19 protein-coding genes are annotated in these 15,510 nt (G+C 63.9%); 4 read left to right on the forward strand and 15 right to left on the reverse strand.

The annotated features are described in order from the left end of the window. Nucleotide 1: 1 nt before the first annotated feature. From ACWDKQ_RS01390 to ACWDKQ_RS01440, 11 genes are all read right to left on the reverse strand, one after another. Nucleotides 2-181, reverse strand: a complete 180-nt coding sequence (locus ACWDKQ_RS01390; RefSeq protein ID WP_450136790.1) for a helix-turn-helix transcriptional regulator — start codon at nucleotides 179-181, stop codon at nucleotides 2-4. 2 nt (nucleotides 182-183) lie between these two features. After that, nucleotides 184-1,665: a replication initiator gene (locus ACWDKQ_RS01395; RefSeq protein WP_450136791.1), complete on the reverse strand. Its 1,482-nt coding sequence runs from the start codon at nucleotides 1,663-1,665 to the stop codon at nucleotides 184-186. A gap of 117 nt (nucleotides 1,666-1,782) precedes the next feature. After that, on the reverse strand, nucleotides 1,783-2,709 hold the full coding sequence (locus ACWDKQ_RS01400; RefSeq protein ID WP_450136792.1) for a hypothetical protein: 927 nt from the start codon (nucleotides 2,707-2,709) through the stop codon (nucleotides 1,783-1,785). Nucleotides 2,710-2,722: 13 nt separating this feature from the next. Next, a complete protein-coding gene (locus tag ACWDKQ_RS01405) occupies nucleotides 2,723-2,911 on the reverse strand; it encodes a hypothetical protein (RefSeq protein ID WP_450136793.1) in 189 nt (62 codons plus the stop codon). Between the two features lie 11 nt (nucleotides 2,912-2,922). After that, nucleotides 2,923-3,501 (reverse strand): GGDEF domain-containing protein, encoded by a 579-nt coding sequence (locus tag ACWDKQ_RS01410; RefSeq protein WP_450136794.1) that lies wholly within the window; start codon nucleotides 3,499-3,501, stop codon nucleotides 2,923-2,925. Between the two features lie 82 nt (nucleotides 3,502-3,583). Continuing rightward, complete coding sequence (locus ACWDKQ_RS01415) at nucleotides 3,584-5,080, reverse strand: FtsK/SpoIIIE domain-containing protein (protein ID WP_450136795.1); 1,497 nt, start codon at nucleotides 5,078-5,080, stop codon at nucleotides 3,584-3,586. Nucleotides 5,081-5,170: 90 nt separating this feature from the next. After that, on the reverse strand, nucleotides 5,171-5,350 hold the full coding sequence (locus ACWDKQ_RS01420; RefSeq protein WP_450136796.1) for a hypothetical protein: 180 nt from the start codon (nucleotides 5,348-5,350) through the stop codon (nucleotides 5,171-5,173). Continuing rightward, nucleotides 5,350-5,604 carry a hypothetical protein gene (locus ACWDKQ_RS01425; RefSeq protein WP_450136797.1) on the reverse strand — a complete coding sequence of 85 codons (255 nt, stop codon included), beginning with the start codon at nucleotides 5,602-5,604 and terminating at the stop codon, nucleotides 5,350-5,352. Before ACWDKQ_RS01425 ends, ACWDKQ_RS01420 begins: the two co-directional genes overlap by 1 nt. A gap of 48 nt (nucleotides 5,605-5,652) precedes the next feature. After that, nucleotides 5,653-5,844 (reverse strand): hypothetical protein, encoded by a 192-nt coding sequence (locus tag ACWDKQ_RS01430; RefSeq protein ID WP_450136798.1) that lies wholly within the window; start codon nucleotides 5,842-5,844, stop codon nucleotides 5,653-5,655. Nucleotides 5,845-6,008: 164 nt separating this feature from the next. Further along, a complete protein-coding gene (locus tag ACWDKQ_RS01435; RefSeq protein WP_450136799.1) occupies nucleotides 6,009-6,248 on the reverse strand; it encodes a hypothetical protein in 240 nt (79 codons plus the stop codon). Between the two features lie 342 nt (nucleotides 6,249-6,590). Then, on the reverse strand, nucleotides 6,591-6,956 hold the full coding sequence (locus ACWDKQ_RS01440; RefSeq protein ID WP_450136800.1) for a hypothetical protein: 366 nt from the start codon (nucleotides 6,954-6,956) through the stop codon (nucleotides 6,591-6,593). Between the two features lie 168 nt (nucleotides 6,957-7,124). Here ACWDKQ_RS01440 and ACWDKQ_RS01445 point away from each other — a divergent pair, with 168 nt between their 5' ends. Both ACWDKQ_RS01445 and ACWDKQ_RS01450 read left to right on the forward strand, forming a co-directional pair. Next, on the forward strand, nucleotides 7,125-7,892 hold the full coding sequence (locus ACWDKQ_RS01445; RefSeq protein WP_450136801.1) for a GntR family transcriptional regulator: 768 nt from the start codon (nucleotides 7,125-7,127) through the stop codon (nucleotides 7,890-7,892). A 21-nt stretch (nucleotides 7,893-7,913) separates the two neighbouring features. After that, nucleotides 7,914-8,582: a YdcF family protein gene (locus ACWDKQ_RS01450; RefSeq protein WP_450136802.1), complete on the forward strand. Its 669-nt coding sequence runs from the start codon at nucleotides 7,914-7,916 to the stop codon at nucleotides 8,580-8,582. Nucleotides 8,583-9,342: 760 nt separating this feature from the next. Here the strand turns inward: ACWDKQ_RS01450 and ACWDKQ_RS01455 are convergent. Together ACWDKQ_RS01455 and ACWDKQ_RS01460 are read right to left on the reverse strand one after the other, a co-directional pair. Further along, nucleotides 9,343-10,722, reverse strand: coding sequence for a PIN domain-containing protein (locus ACWDKQ_RS01455; protein ID WP_450136803.1), 1,380 nt, complete (start codon nucleotides 10,720-10,722; stop codon nucleotides 9,343-9,345). 583 nt (nucleotides 10,723-11,305) lie between these two features. After that, the gene (locus ACWDKQ_RS01460) at nucleotides 11,306-11,866 is read right to left on the reverse strand and encodes a hypothetical protein (protein ID WP_450136804.1); all 561 of its coding nucleotides are present in this window, start codon (nucleotides 11,864-11,866) and stop codon (nucleotides 11,306-11,308) included. Nucleotides 11,867-12,012: 146 nt separating this feature from the next. On the opposite strand from ACWDKQ_RS01460, the gene ACWDKQ_RS01465 reads away from it, so the two are divergent. After that, nucleotides 12,013-12,162, forward strand: coding sequence for a hypothetical protein (locus ACWDKQ_RS01465; RefSeq protein ID WP_450136805.1), 150 nt, complete (start codon nucleotides 12,013-12,015; stop codon nucleotides 12,160-12,162). 641 nt (nucleotides 12,163-12,803) lie between these two features. Continuing rightward, the gene (locus ACWDKQ_RS01470; protein WP_450136806.1) at nucleotides 12,804-13,769 is read left to right on the forward strand and encodes an FAD-dependent oxidoreductase; all 966 of its coding nucleotides are present in this window, start codon (nucleotides 12,804-12,806) and stop codon (nucleotides 13,767-13,769) included. A gap of 116 nt (nucleotides 13,770-13,885) precedes the next feature. On the opposite strand, the gene ACWDKQ_RS01475 is transcribed toward ACWDKQ_RS01470, so the two are convergent. Together ACWDKQ_RS01475 and ACWDKQ_RS01480 are read right to left on the reverse strand one after the other, a co-directional pair. Continuing rightward, nucleotides 13,886-14,179: a 4a-hydroxytetrahydrobiopterin dehydratase gene (locus tag ACWDKQ_RS01475; protein WP_450136807.1), complete on the reverse strand. Its 294-nt coding sequence runs from the start codon at nucleotides 14,177-14,179 to the stop codon at nucleotides 13,886-13,888. Nucleotides 14,180-14,231: 52 nt separating this feature from the next. Beyond that, nucleotides 14,232-14,645, reverse strand: coding sequence for a GNAT family N-acetyltransferase (locus ACWDKQ_RS01480; RefSeq protein WP_450136808.1), 414 nt, complete (start codon nucleotides 14,643-14,645; stop codon nucleotides 14,232-14,234). Nucleotides 14,646-15,510 lie beyond the last annotated feature (865 nt).

Raw genomic sequence — 15,510 nt, forward strand, 5'->3', positions numbered from 1 at the left:
ATCACACGTCCAGCCCGACGACCCAAGCTTCAACCTCATCCGGGCGGTACCGCAGGTGCCTTCCGATCTTCCGAGCGCAAGGACCGTAACCCCTGTGCCTCCACTGATAGACGGTGGCAACCGGAACCTTCAGATAGCTCGCAACATCTTCCGGACCCCACAGGTTGCGGATCATGGTCATGGTCAGTCTTTCCTTTCGGTGGCGTAGCGGTGTTTGCGTGCCTCGCGGGTGCGTTCCGCGATGGCGGCGGCGAGTTCACGTTCTTCGTCGGAGCGGTGGCCGACGCTGGTCATGTCCCAGTGGTTGACCACGGCGACGGTGTCGGCTTCGACGCCGAGTTCGGCGAGGTTCTGCTCAAAGCGCCAGATCTGCCGGTCTTCGCGGAGCTGCTTGAACGTGGTCGAGTACGCCCGCGATTTGGACAGGAAGTGCCCACGGAAGGCGAGCATGTGCGTCCAGCGCCGCAGGTTGAGTTCATCGAGCGGCCCGGGGATCCAGCCGCCGTTGTCGCAGGTGCCGCAGTGATGGATGGAGGCGCAGGGGCAGCCGCCGGCTTGGTGCTCGCCGTGGGGGTGGCAGTCGGGGCAGACGATGGGTGCGCCGAGGTCCCATGCGGTGCGCATGATCTGTTTGTGGTGCTCGGTGGTGCGCAGGAGCTCGATCACTGTGCGGGAGCGGATCGGCCGGTCCGCGGCTTCGGACTTGCCGGTGCCCTTGGTGGCGTACTTGGCCACGTAGGAGGCGATCCGGTCATCGCTGATCGTGCCGTGCTCGTCCTCGAACCGGCGCGCGTCGGCCGGGCGGATCGGCCGGATGTCGACCTGTTCACCCCAAGCCAGCGTCAGCGCCTGGCCGCCGTTGAACTTCGGTGAGGTGACCGTGGTGTCGGCGTGAGCGGCCCACACAGCGTCGGCCAGTAGATCGACCGTGCCCCACGCTGGGGTGGCGTCGATCGCGCCGTCAGGGCCGTCGAGGCGGATCACGGCGTGGAAGTGGATGATGCCGCGCCGCTGGAACTCGGCGACCTTGGCGTACGAGAGCCGGGCGTGGTCGGTGAAGTCGCGGACGGTGATCCCGGCCGCGCGGGCGAGGTGCCGCCGCAGCTTCTGGGTGAAGCGGTTCCAGAGCTTGCCGCTGTGTGCCTGCCACAGGACGTGCCCGGTGTAGTCGTAGCCGTCGGGGTCGATCGCTTGGCCGATCAGCGGGTCGTGTTCGTGGTGGTAGCGCCCGCAGCGGCAGGGAGCGTGCTTGCCGGTGGCGGTGGTGCGCCGGTTGTGCACCGGCCCGAACGACGGGGCGGTCAGGGTCACGAACAGGCGGGGTTTGTCGGACACGGTGACCGGGACGCCCTTGGAGCCGCCGGAGAGGCCCGCGCGCATTAGCTGGAAGGCGTCGGCGGCGTAGCGGTCCGAGCAGGCCGGGCAGACCGATTCCCGGCGGTTGCCGCAGGGGGACAGGATGTGCCCGCTGGTCTCGGCCGGGCGCCCGTCTGGGCGGGTGAGTACTTGGCCGGTGGTTTTGTCGGTGATCTGCCAGCTGCCGGAGAGCCGGACCGGGTGCAGGCAGCCGTAGACGTCTTCGACCTTCTTGCGCCAGTCGCGGTAATCGGGGGCTTGGATGCGTTGCTTGATGCGGTCGATGTCCGGGAGCGTGGGCAACACCATGTGGTGACCTCCAGGGGGTAGAGCCCGGCGGGCATCACCACCTGGTCCATCCCCGCGCGGTGCTGCCCGCCGAGCATGGTTGTGCTGTATCTGTTTTCAGTTGTGCCGCAACGGGTTTCAGTTGAATGCGTGGCCGTTGTGGGTGGTGAACTCGGCCGCGACCTGTTCGGCGATGTCCGCAGAGAGCTTGGCTACCCGCTGGATGTCGGCGGCCGTGAACTCCCGCCCTTCGGCCAAGGCCCGGGCTCGGGCGTCATTGAGCGTGTGGAGGATCGGAGCGGGGAGCCGTGGAGCCCGCCGGATCGCAGGCATCACCGGAGCCGGTACAGGTTCGGGAACCGGTGCTGGGGCTGGTTCGGGAACGGGTGCAGGGGTCGGAGCTGGGGCCGGTTCGGTGGCCGGCCGCGCCGGTTCGGGTCCGGGTTCGGGTTCTGCGGTGTCGTCGGCCTGGTCGGCGGTCTCGTAGATCAGGAGCATGATTTCCCGCCGTTTGGCCTGGATGACCGGGATGACTTCGGCGATGCCGTAGACGATGACCGGTATGATCGCGTGTACCGCCGCCGAGCCCAGGTTGAACTCCTGCCAGCGGCCCCGCAGCAGTGGCGTGATCTGCGGGATGACGTTCATGGCCAGCGTGGAGGCCAGCAGGACCTTCTTCAGCCGGTACCACCACTCGTGATCCGGGTCGAGACCGTAGGAGAGGATCACGGCCTCGAAGTTGAGGATCACGATCAGCAGCCCGGCGAACATGGGCTCGACCGTCCACGCGGCCCACCACAGCGGATCCGTGCGGGTCGCATCGCCCGCAAGGAACTTCTGGACACCGGCCGTGGTGAACACCAGGCCCAGCGACAGGAAGAACCACAGCCCGATCAGGGTGCGGCGGGTCTGCCGTTCCATTTCCACGGCCTGCAGGTCCGGGTCCCGCACCAGGCCCCGCAGTTGGCGAGCCTCGAAAATCCGGGCACCGAGCTTGCGTACCCGCCGGGTCTTCCCGGTCTTGGCGGGGGCGTTGTCGTCGTGTTTACGGCGCAGCAGGCCCACGTCCGTGTCCTTCCTATTCGCTGTGGGGCTTGAACAGCCAGATCAGGCCCCGGATGAGCAGGACCAGGCCCGCGCCGATCCCGATCGCCCATGCCGGGGTGACCAGCAGCCACACCAGCGCCAGCACGCCGAGCACGACCGCGAGTAGCAGCAGGCCGGTCAGGATGCTGCGGCCGGTGAGGTGAATGTTGATGCTCTGCACTTTGAAACTCCTTACTGTGAAACGGAAACCGTTTCTTGAGTGGTGTGGGTGCGGGTGGTGTGTTTGTCGCCGTACATGCGGTCATCGGCCGAGGCGAGCAACGCGGATAACTGGGCGGTTTCGGCCGGCGCGGTCATCACGCCCAGGGACATCGACACCTCGACCGGCTGACCGTCGATCTCGGTGATCGTGGCTACCGCTGCCTGGAATTCCCGGGTCCGTCGTTCGGCGTCGTCGGCGCTGACGACCCAGGGGAGGAGGACTGCGAACTCGTCGCCGTGCAGGCGAACCGGGACCTCACCGCGGAATGCCATGTGTCCCAGGACCGCGCCGACCTCGATCAGCACCCGGTCCCCGAACCGGTGCCCGTAGGTGTCGTTAAACGCTTTGAAACCGTTCATGTCGCCGACCGCCACGGCCACCAGGCCCCGCCGATGCCAGCGAACCCGGTTGAACGCGGCCTCCAGCGCCTCACGGTTGCCCAGCCCGGTCAGCGGGTCCGTTCTGGTCTGCCGGAACAGCCGGTAGGCGCAGGTACCGGCGGCCATGGTGGTGGCGGTGGTGACACCCAACGCGAGTTTTGCCAACATGGGAACTGCCTCTCTACAGGGGTAGGCCCGCCCGGGTTGCTCTTGCCCGAGGCCCGGGCGGGCCGTCTGAAACAGGGAATGGTCAGGCGATCTCTTCGTCGCCCTCGTCGTCTTCGTAGTAGTCGTGTTCTTCGGTCTCGTCGTCGTCGACTTCGAGCTTTTCGAAGTCGGTGCTGTAGATGTCCTCTTCGGGCTGTCCGGCGTGTTCGTCGTCGGTGGCCTCGCGGCGGATCGGGGTGACTGTCGCGCCCCGGTCGGTGCAGAACCGGACGAGTTCGGTGATGTCGTCGTCGGTGGTGTAGGCGGCACGGACCCGCAGGGGTTCCCGGCGGCCGTCTTTCTTCACGTAGGCGACGCCCGCGAGGTACTCGGGGATCTTGTCGGCGAACGCGCCCGCATCGCGCATGCCCTCACCGAGGCACATGTCCACATACGACGCGGAATCCAGCCGCAGCGCGATCTTCGTGGGGAACAGACCGCGCATCGGGATGACGTCCTTGGTCGGTTCCTGCGACGCGGCCACGGTCCGGCCACCCACCGCCCGGTACTGCGTGAGCGCCTTGCTGAGATCCAGCTCGAACGGTGCCCGGATCGCCTTGTCCGCGTAGGCGGTCATCGCGGCCAGCTCATCGCAGATCAGCAACTCCAGCGGCGTCTCCAGCGACGGCGTGAAGGTCCGGACCCCTTGGCGGCCGAGCTCCAGCTTCCGGGCGTCGAGAACGCTGGTGTACTCCTGAATCAGCTTCTGCCCGGCCTGGTCGCTTTCGGCGAACTCGTAATACATGTCCTCGCCGATGCCGAACTCCATGCCGCCCTTGGGGTCGATCACCCACAACCGCACCAAACCGTTCCGGATCAACGGGGCCAGGGCACGCAGAAGCGCCCACATGAACGAGCCCTTCCCCGCCCCGGTCGCCCCACCGAGAAGGATGTGCAGGTCCCGGCCCAGCAGATCCAGCGTGAAGTCCCGGCCGTATTCGTCCCGGCCGATCGGCAGCCGCCGCAGATCCACCGCCTCGACCGACTCCGCCAGGTCCGGCAGGGGCACGAACATGTCGTCGAACGGTTCACGCCGCTGGAAATCCAGCGCGATCCGGCCGGGCTTGAGGTGGCGCACGTTGGTCGAACGCGCCCGAAACGAGTTCGCCAGTCGGTTGATCACTTTCTCGAAGTCCTCCGGTTCTTGGCCCTTGGCCATTCGGACGTGCACGGTGTCCCATGACCACGTGCTTTTCACCCGCGTCACGCGCGGAGCCAGTGTGTTTCCCTTGTGATCGTTGGTGGTGAGGTTGCAGGCGGTCATGATCCGAAGCCATTGCCGCCGGTAGGACCACCACCGTCTCCACCACGCCCGCAGCAGGCGACCGGCGAACCTGTCGAAGGTCGGCCGGTCCAGCAGCCGCCAGGAAGCGCCGGCCACCACGGCAATCCCGGCCGCCATGAGCACGGTCTGATACCCCACCCACAGCACCGCAGCGTCCAGCACCACCACCGAGCCCACCGAACGCGGATGCCGCGCGACGAACCGTGCCGCCGCCCGAACCGGGGTCCTTTCCGTGCCCACTCGCGTGTCCCGCATTGCCGCCTTACCTTTCTACGAGCAGAAGAAAAAGGGGGGCGCTGGTTCTCCGCAGAGATCAACGCCCCCTGTGCCGAGTCGGAGCCGGTATCAGCTCCGGCGCTGGGTCATCTCCAGCTTGGCGACCAAATCGCCAACCGAGTTCCGCATCTTGTTCAGCGAGGTCCCCATACCCTTCGGGACCCCGAACCTCTTCAAGTGGTTCACCAGCGCCAGCATCGTCGAATCGATGCGCCGGACCGTCGCGTGCACCTCGTCACCACGTGCCATTATTTCTGGTATCCCTTCGCCACATTCGGACCGCCCTTCGCGGCGATCGCGTCCCGAACCCCGAACACGGACGACTGCGCCGCGCCCGCCAAATCCCCAACTTCCTCGAAGTCCTTCTTGACCATGATGTCGTCTTCCAGGAACTCCACCCGCGACAGTTCCCGGAACAACGCGTCCAGCAACTCCCCGATCTTCTTCAACCCGGCGACAGCGGGCGTGTTCTTCCGCATCCCGACCGGCAAATTCGCATTCACGAACCAATTCCCCTTTTCTCAGTAGTCGTATCCGCGCCCGTTTTCGGGCTACGAGAAGTTCAGGTCACCGTGGATGTCGCCCGCAACCATCACGTGCGTCTCCACCTGGCCGAAGTTCAGGTTGACGATGCCTGGCGTGTCGCGCTGAGCCCTGGTCGAACCGGGCTGCGACCACCGCTTCCGAGGCTTGCTGGACCGGCCGCCGAACTCCGCAGCACCCGTGTTGGAGTTGAGCCTCACTTGCTCCCACCTTCTCCGATGCATCCCGAACCGTGAAAACCGTTCATCAGTTCACCCCCTTACTGGGACCGCTTCACCTTCACGAAGCGCTTGCAGAACGCATCCTGCGAGTGCGGGTAAAGCCACTTGTCGCAGTCGCAAGCCGGGCAGTACTTCAGCGACATCTAACTCTTCCTTTCCCCAGCCGGAACCGGCTGATAATCAGGGCACTTCTCCGAGTCACCCCAAGAACTCCGGTGCGGAACCTCCGAACCGCAGAACCGGCACGGCAGCAGCGTCGAGACCTCGCTCAATCCGCACCAGCCGATCTCCCGGACCTTGTCGTCGTCTTCGAACACGTACACCACCGACGCCTGACGGCCACACGTACACAACTCGCCAGGACCCGCCGGACGTTCACTCATCAACGCCACCCGCTTCCTTTTGGACTGGAGACCATGAAGACCCCCGGCATGAGCAGGAATGCCGTCCCGATTCCGGGGGTCAATATGGCCTCCCCGACGCATCAATTCGCGCCGAAAAAGGCATAGCTCGGCCCACTATGTAATTCTCAAAGAACAGGAATTCACTAAATTCGACTCAAGCGAATTCAGTCAGAATCGCTTTCGTACGGATTAGGGGCATACTCGACAGCGGAACTGAACACCCAGCCGTCGCCCCCGCAGATCTCGCAGTCCGGCCCCCAGTGATCAGGGCAATCATCGGGCAGTGGATGAGGCCACCACGGCATGTCTTGTTGCAGCATCTCAGCCACCGAGGGGGGTTAGGCCGTTGGCCTTGAACGAGATCCCCGACGAGTACCGGCCGTTGCGCTCGGTCTGCCACGGGCTCGTCGTCGCGTCCACGAGCTGGACGTAGGTGCCCTCCTCGAAGCCCTCACCGGGGTCGGCGGTCAGGGTCACCTTGATCTCTTCGCCCTTCCCTGCGAACTCGCCGGGCTGCGGCAGCTTCTTCGCGAACAGCGACACCACGAACTGCTGCGCTCCGGTTTGGCGGTCCGTCACCGGTTCCATCTCGCCCGTGTCGCTGTTCTCCTTCATCTTGATCGTCGGAGCCTCCGTGATCATCAGCTTGTATCCCTGCATGTTCACCGGGATGTTCTTCAGTGCCATCACTGCCTCCGAGTAGCTCTGGGTCTGTCCTGCGCGACCAATTAGGTCTACATCTATTAGACATCAAGCTTCGACGGTTGTCAATAGATGTACATCTATTGACTTGTTGGACGCTGCGCTGGCGATAGGAGTACGGTTATCGCCGCAGGTCAAAGGGAGGTCACAGGCATGGGAACCGGTTACAAGGAGGTCGCTGCCGAGCTACGGCAAGCGATCGAGGGAGGGGAGTATCCACCTGACTCGACCCTCCCCAAGCAGAAGGAGCTTGCCGAGCGCTATGAAGTCAACCTCGGCACGGTGCGCAAAGCCATCGCGGCCCTTGAGGCGGAGGGGCTTGTCACTCCAGTGCGTCGACGCGGCACTGTCGTCCGGAGACGCCCGCCGATGCGGAGGCTTGGCGCAGATCGGTATGCCAAGAGCAAATGGAAGTTCGGCAACGTTGTTGCGTTTGCTGCGGACCGTGAAGCTTCAGGTCGTGGGTGGAAGCCGCAGGATCAAACCAACAAGGTCCGGAAGATCGAGGCAGATCAGGAAGTGGCTGACGCACTCGGGGTGGAGGCTGGAACACCCGTGTACGAGCGGGCCCGACTTGTCAAAGATCGAGGAACGCCGACCCACACCTTGACGAGCTACTACCGCCCTGAGGACGTTGAAGGCACCCCCTTGGTCGACCCAGCGGAAGGGCCAGCGGGGCGTGGCGGCGGGTTCGCGGTCCTGACCATCCAGGGGCTAGAACCCGACACGATCACGGAAACCGTGTACGCGAGGATGCCGACCCCCGAAGAGGCGGGGACCCTAGAACTCCCGGCAGGCGAACCGGTAATGATCTTGAACCGGGCGACGCGCACCGCGAGCGGCCGTGTGGTCGAGTTCGCCCGTGGTGTGCACTCGGCATCACGGTTCGCCTGGTCGTACACGTTCACGATCCCCGACTGAACCGAGAGCGCGAGAGTCGCAATGAACGCACCGACAGTAGGCATCCCTGAGAACGTTCGGGCGGATGTGGAGCGGTTGTGGTATTACCACGACCTTCATCACGAACTTCGAGCCTGCGACGTGGGCGTCGGCCTGGGCAGCCATGACCTTGGCGTTGCAGACCACATCGTCGACCTCTACCAGGCCGGGAACTTTCCGCTGATCGTGTTCACCGGCGCGAACGCACCGACAACCGTAGGACGGTTTCCCCGAGGAGAAGCCGTGCACTACCGCGAGCGTGCCCTTGAACGCGAAGTTCCCGACTCGGCAATCCTGGTCGAACCGCAAGCGACCAACACAGCCGAAAACATCGAGTACACCCGGAGGCTGTTGGCCGTAAAGGATATTGCAGTCGGCTCGATCCTGTTGGTGTCACGGCCCTACCAGCAACGGCGAGCGTTCGCCACGGCCAAGAAGATTTGGCCCGAGGTCGAGATCATCTGTAGCTCGCAGCGTCTACCGCTGGACGAATACGTGCGCGCCATTGGAGACTCCGACCACGTGATCAACATGCTCGTGGGGGACACCCAGCGCATCACGGTCTATGCCGAACGCGGTTTCGCGATCCCCCAGGAAGTTCCAGACGAAGTCAATGCCTCGTACCGCCGACTCGTTGATGTCGGCTACGTCTCCAGGCTTGTTCGTGACTAGGGCTGCTGTCTGCCGCGCAGCAGTTGCACCAGGCCCCAGTCCACGTGTGTTTAAACTTTCTCTACTTCATCAAGGGCGGCCCCTGCGGGGCCGCCTGCCTGCTGTATGCGAGCCCGGCCAAGGCCGCCGACCCGCTGTATGCGAGCCCGGCCAAGCCGGACCGCCGGATGCTCCCTTCGGTCCGCTCCGGCGGCCGGCGGCCGGGCGCGAGCGGAAAGATCGGCGGCATCGTCCGGGCGCGAGCGGAAGGCAGGCGGCCCCGCAGAAGCCGCCGAGATGGAGATCTGAACCTCAGGCATCCTGACTCCACTGGTCGGCTGGGCGAGCCTTCGAAGAACGGTGCTGGGCACGTCGTCTAGCTGGTCGCCTTACCACTCCAGTAGGCTGCGCCCGGTCGCCCGCCGAACGGGGTTACCTGGCTGTGGTCCTGAACCAGATTGCCACTTAATTGCCACGAATCATCCGAAATCAACGCCAAACTTCGGCAAACGATGAAAAGTGAGCTCCCGGCGTTTGTGCAGGTAATCAAGGGCGGCCCCTGCGGGGCCGCCTGCCTGCTGTTTCCCCGGCCGGGCCCCGGCGTCCCCGGCGGCCCGGCCTGACGGGAAGGCAGGCGGCCCCGCACCGCAGAAGGGGCACGCTGAAGCGCAAAGAGATGTCCTCGTCGGACGGGCAGGCCAACAGGGTGAGGGTTCAAGATCGGATGCTGCGGTTCGGTCGTGGCTGTTCTGCCCTGCAGGTGAAAGGACAAGAGCCCGATTTAGCTTCCTTTGTCGGTCTCGTCTCTGGCGCGCTCCTCGTCTGAGATTTCAGCCAGTCGCCTTACCTCGGATCTACGCCTATCCAGTGCCGTTTGGTGTTTCGAGATCCCTCTATCGACGTCAGTCTCTTCCATGCGGAAATAGATTCCGCTCCCGAACTGGTTCCACCTTTCCTTGGCGACGTTAATTTTGTGGATCAAGCTACTCTGCCGTCTTTGCAACTTGCGCTCGATTTCAAGGATAGCCTTGAAATCGTCGCTGCCGAACTCGGTATCGTCGAGCGCCAACGAAATGCCCTTCAGTTCCTCTTCGGCGTCCGCAAGTTGCGACTCTAGCATTTCGATTCGATTCAGATGTGCTCCTAGATGGCTTGTAGGGGGAAGCGCTGATCGCTTAGCGAGCAAGATATCTAGATACTCCCCGATATGGCTGGTACCAGCTTCCGTACCCGCTTCCTGCTCGTGCCGTGCCAGATTTTGTATCGACTTCCTCCGCTTTTCTTCTGATTCGATAGTGGTTCTGATTTCCTCGACAGACCGTGCGGCGGCCGGTTTTGCAGATCTCTCTGCGAACTTCTCAAGAAATCGAACGGAAGAGTAGGCATAGAAAATTCGCCCAGTCTCGCGTAGAAATTCATCGCGAAGCTCTGGTCGAGGACCGAGCATTTTTCCGTCGACTTTCTGCCACCAGTCCTCTTTGCTGTCGTCGGTAACGAAAAGTACATCCTGCTCAGTCTCTTTTGCGTGGTTAATCAGTTGCGACCACAGTATGAAGTCCCCATATTTGGCATCGCCGGACTTTTGTGAGTCCTTATATCCGGGAGGGATTTTCGATGTGTAGCGCTCTTCTGCCGTGGATTGTAGCCTCTCCTTCTCTATGTCGGTGAACGGCGGCCCGACGCGGTCACTAAAAAGCTGCGCCATCTTTTCAAGGACGGGGTCATCGTGAAGGCTTACCCCGTACGACTCGATCCCCTCCGCATGCTCTTCTTTAATCTTTCCAATTAGATCTTCTTTGAAACGGTCAATCTTTTGACCTATCTTTGTCATATCAAGGAACGGGTTGCGCGAGAGTGCCTCGACCTCGCTTTTCAAGGTATTCAAGTGTTTTTCGGCAAGTGTGGTAACCTTTTCGCCTAGATCCAGTTGTTCTTTTATTCGCTCCAAGCGTTGGGTGTGGAATTCATTGGCTACCTGGTGTGGTATCCACAGTCTTGACTGTAGCTCCTCTAGTACCCTTAGCAACTCCTTTCTTGTGTTCACCGAATACCGATAGAAATGCACTAAAGTATTAGTGTCTAATACTACAAGGGCTTTCGTCCAGATTTGATCGAGCTCGCCTTCCGTTAAGGGAAACCTGCCGAAGAAACTTTCGCGCATTCTTCCTCGTCTTCTCGTGGTCCCAACATGCTCACTTTCAAACATGGTATCGCGGTAGCGCGATCTTCGTTACTCTATCGCTAGCGATGGTCGAATTGTGCTTGTCGCTGTACGAACCGCGATCGACCGTAGGCCCTGCATCACCGTTTTCGGTGCGGCTGGCCACTCGAAGTCCCGCGAGCTCCAGGCCATCCGACGGGTTGCGCCCCGTCTTAGCCCCGGAAAATAACGTCAAATGACGGCAAGCGACGTGTCGCAACGGGCATTTGCAATAGTGATCACCGCAGGTAGTGGTAGACATTGAGCTCTGATCGCAAACAACGCCAAGCGTGGCCTCAGAATCCGCAGATTCGGAGTTGTCCGAGCATCGAGAGCGCTCTCTGTACGCAGGGCGGGTGTACCTTGAGCCGTGTGGTCGCCAGCCGCCCTGCGCCGCCGAACGGTGTGCTCGGTCGTCAGCCGTTCGTCAGCACGCCGAAAAGGGCCGCAAAACAACGAGAAGTTATGAACAACGTCTCAGCAGGTCAGAGGTGGTTTCGGTTGGATCTGCGCTGATCGGAAAGTCGCTCGTAATCGTTCCGCTTCAACGTCTGATCAGCGGCGTTTCTGACCTGTTGCCGGGCGGATTAGCGCTCCTTGAACAAGTCGGCGCACTCTTTTTGTCGGGGCAGGTCGCCGGGCCCGCGGTGGGACGACGCTGCGGTCCAGGCCTGGGTGGGGATGGTGTCCAGGCTGCCGTGCCGCCGTCGAGTGTTGTAGTGGTCGCGGACGGTATCCAGACGTTGCTGGAGTTCCTCGGTCGAGGCCGGGGGCTGGGGTAGTAGTGGTTGAGGAGCTTGTCGGCGGTCTGGTGCAGGCGTTCGCACTTGCCCAGTGTCTGCGGGTGATAGGCGCTGGAATGGATCATCCGGCTGCCGTGCCTGGCGGTCACGGTACGGGAGAAACGGCTGGTCAGGGTCTTGTCCTTGACTCGGTCTTTGTGGGCGAAGGCGGAGCCGTTGTCGGCCAGGACCATGCCCGGTGTACCCCACTGGACCACCGCTTTGTCGATCGCGGTGATCGCGGCGTCGATGGTCTGGGCGGGCGCGACGTGGGAGGCGACCCAGGCCCGGCTGCAGTCGTCGATCACATCCAGGGCGACCACCCTGGTGCCGTCGGCCAGCGTGTGCTCGGTGCCGTTGATCTGGTAGCAGTCCCGCAGACGCGCGTAGGAGAACCGCCGCCACGACGAGCGAGGCTTCTTGGCCGGGGTCTTGGCCAGCCAGCTGCCCGTGTTTGTCGAGGATCCGGTTGATCGTCGACCGCACCGGCACCCGCCACGCCCGCGCCGTCCAATTCTGGGTGTTGGCCAGTGTTTCCAGCTCGGCCTGGATGTTGTCGGCACCGGCATCGGGCGCCAGTTCGGCCCGCCGCCGCACGATGTGCTCGACGAAGACGTGACCAAGCGACACATCACCCAAGACATGACCAATGACACAACTCATCGGACTCAAGATCCCGGTATATGCAGCGGCCAAAGGCGCTCAGGGGGTGTGGGCCGCGGAAACGGGTTCAGGGGAGTGGGCGGGAGCTCGCGATCGTTCGGACGGCGAGGATGACCTGCTCGTCCGGCAGGTCAGCTCCGGCCGTGAGACGCAGGGGGAGGCCCCATCGGGCACCGGCGGCGGGCGGAAGAAGGCAACCACGACACCGTCCTCGCGGCCCATTCCGCCGCTTGGTTCGGGGATTCCGCGGGATTGACAGCAGCGCCCGGACCGCTCGTGGAGGTCCCGGTTTCGAATAATCCTTTGTGGAGCAATTCGGGATGTGCCGAACGCCGCTGCTGCGGAGGGCTGATGCGTATCTTGTTCATCACCGGCACCAAAACCGACCGCGGCAAGAACATCGCGCAGCTGAGCGGCGCAGCCGCGACGGAGCAAGTGCGGCACTGCGGCACTCGGATCCGCTCGCGCCAGCGACGGTCGTGCGACGCACGGGATCGCGCGGCGGCGTTCTGCGCGTCCCGCGTCGGGCGTTTGCACTTGTGTTAGACGGCCCGTTCAAGCCCGTCGAGTCGCCGGTTCACTGCTAGCGTGTCGAAGATGACCGCATCCGCAGTCCCGGTGCTGGTGATCGGCGCGGGCGTGCAGGGCCTCACCACCGGGGTCGTCCTCGCCGAAGCGGGCCAACGCGTGCGCATCCGGACCGCCGATCGGCCGCAGGACACGACTTCCGCGGTCGCGGGCGCGATGTGGGGTCCGGCGATGCTGCGACCCGCCGAACGGGTGTTGTACTGGGTGACTCGCTCGCACGCCGAGTTCACCGCGCTGGCCCGCGACGAGAGCTCAGGGGTGCACCTCGCCGCCGGGCGGATGGCGGCCCGCTTCGACCTCGGTGATGCGGTCCCGTCCGAGGCCAAGCTGATCCCCGACCTGCGCCCCTGCACGCCGGAGGAACTGCCGGAAGGGTTCGTCAGCGGTTACCACGCGACCGTGCCGCTGATCGACATGCCGCGCTACCTCGACTACCTTGTCGCCAGGTTCCAGGCCGCCGGCGGCGAACTGCAGCTCAGCCCGGTGCCGTCGCTGGCCGACGCGGTCGCCGAATCCCCGACGGTGGTCAACTGCACCGGTGTCGGAGCGCGGGAGCTGGTCGGCGATCCTGGCGTCCGCCCGGTGCGCGGCCAGCACGTCGTGGTGCGCAACCCTGGGATCGACGAGTACTTCATCGAGCTGTCCGACTCCGGTGAGTTCGCCGCGTACATGCCGCACGGCGATCGGGTGGTGCTCGGCGGCGTGGCGGTCGAGCACGACTGGAACTTGGTGCCGCGCCGCGAGGTCAGCGAGGGCATCCGGCGTCGCTGCGCCGAGGTGGAACCGCGGCTGGCCGACGCCGAAGTGCTCGCGGATCTGGTCGGGCTGAGGCCCGGCCGGGAGGCCGTGCGTGTGGAGGTCGAGGAATACGAAGGCGGGCGCATCATCCACAACTATGGGCACGGGGGCAGCGGCGTGGCGCTGTCGTGGGGATGTGCCTTCGAAGCCGTGGACCTCGTCGAAGGGATCGCCTGAACCCAGGGTTTTGCCTGGTCATGTCCCGTGAGCGGGTCCGGGTGCGATGGCCCCCAAACCGCTCACGGGCAACGACCTGCGCAAACATCATCCAGGCGGGGGCAGCGGGCCGGTCACTATTCGAATTGCTCCACGACGTTGTCGATCTCTTGGGCGAGCGAGGTGTCGTTGGCCGTGATGCCGCCCTTCGAATGGGTGGTGCAGTAGAACGTCACGGTGCGCCAGCGGATGTCGATGTCCGGGTGGTGGTTCTCGTTCTCGGCGATCTCGGCGATCCGGGTCACCGCCTGGATAGCCTGCGGGAAGCCGCCGAATTCGACGGTGCGGGTCAGCTTGACGCCGTCCTGGCGCCACTCCGGCAGGTGCTGGAGCGCGTCGGAGACCTGGGTGTCGGTGAGCAGTTCGGTCATACCGACATGGTGGACGTTCGACGCGCCGACCTCCACCCGGCGAGCAACCCGATCACGAGAGGAGGCTGGGGCGTTCCAGGTAGGTGTGGTCGGGCTCGACGAATCCGTACGCGCGGTAGAGGTCGTGCGCGTCGTCGGTGTGCAGCATCCAGCGGAAGGCACGGCCGGGGCCGTCCTCGATCATGCCCTGGACCAGCGCCTTGCCGATGCCGTGGCCGCGCGTCTCCGGGGCGACGAACACGTCGGCCAGGTACGCCGTGCCCACCCCGTCGGAGAACGCCCGGGCGAAGCCGATCAGCCGACCGTCCGGCTTCCGGTAGGCGCCGACCACCCGCCAAGCGAGGTCGATCTGCCGTTCGAAGTCTTCCCGCTCGCGCCACTGACCCCAATACGCCTGCGTGGAAAGGAATTCCCACACCACGTCGCGATCGATTCGAGCCCGCGAGTCGTCCACCTCGAAGTCCATGCACCGAGCCTAACGGCCCACGCGACCGGATTTGCTGGCGAAACCGCGCAGCAGGAACCGGTACGCAGAGCTGAGGTTCCGCTACCTGCACCGCCACGCAAAACGCCCCTGGGAGCAGGTTCTGCAGGCAGGTGTGGAGGGCCGTGAGGAGGCGGTGGGAGCGGCTGTCGAAGCCTTCGGTTCGCATTCAGACACGGACTGAAGGCGAACGCCACGCCTAGGCGGGGCCAGCAGCCGAACAGAAAACCACCCGCTCCGCTGTGGCCGAAACCGGTGGCCTCCGGGCCGAACGTCTCGATCGAATCCTGCAGCTCGTAGCCCAGTCCGAAGGACAACGGCCGACCCGCTCCGGGGTCGGTGCCCCCGCTCTCCTCACCTCAACGCACCCCGCTGGCGTTGCGTTTTCAACCAGCTACTGATTGATCAGTCAATCGATCGCATCGACTTTCGCGGACGCGATGGAGGCTGTTAAGCCGCCATATGCAGGTGAGACATGTCGATCCGACGGTTCAACCCTTGTCTTCTCTTGCTACTTCCGCAACGATTGATCGTCTTGTCGAACCGCATTTGGCCATGGGTTCGCCAGTGCCGGAGCGCTCCGGGGCGCGCTTCGGCGACACCGGGAACGACGTTTGTCGTAGGTGGTTCGCCCGGCGCTAGCCGCCCGATCCCATGGCGAGGGACATCACAGTGAGCCGGATTGAAGGTGTCAGCGCATGGCGTCGATCCACTTCGGACAGTGACCGCAAGGGAATCGTTTTCCGAGTATTTTGACAAGGTCGATGCCGGGCGCCGGCCTCGACGTCCGGCGTCGAAGCGTCGTAGCCGCCGGTCGTGTACCCCACCGGTACCGGGGCGCGTACGA

The sequence above is a fragment of the Saccharopolyspora sp. NPDC000995 genome, assembly GCF_053599315.1.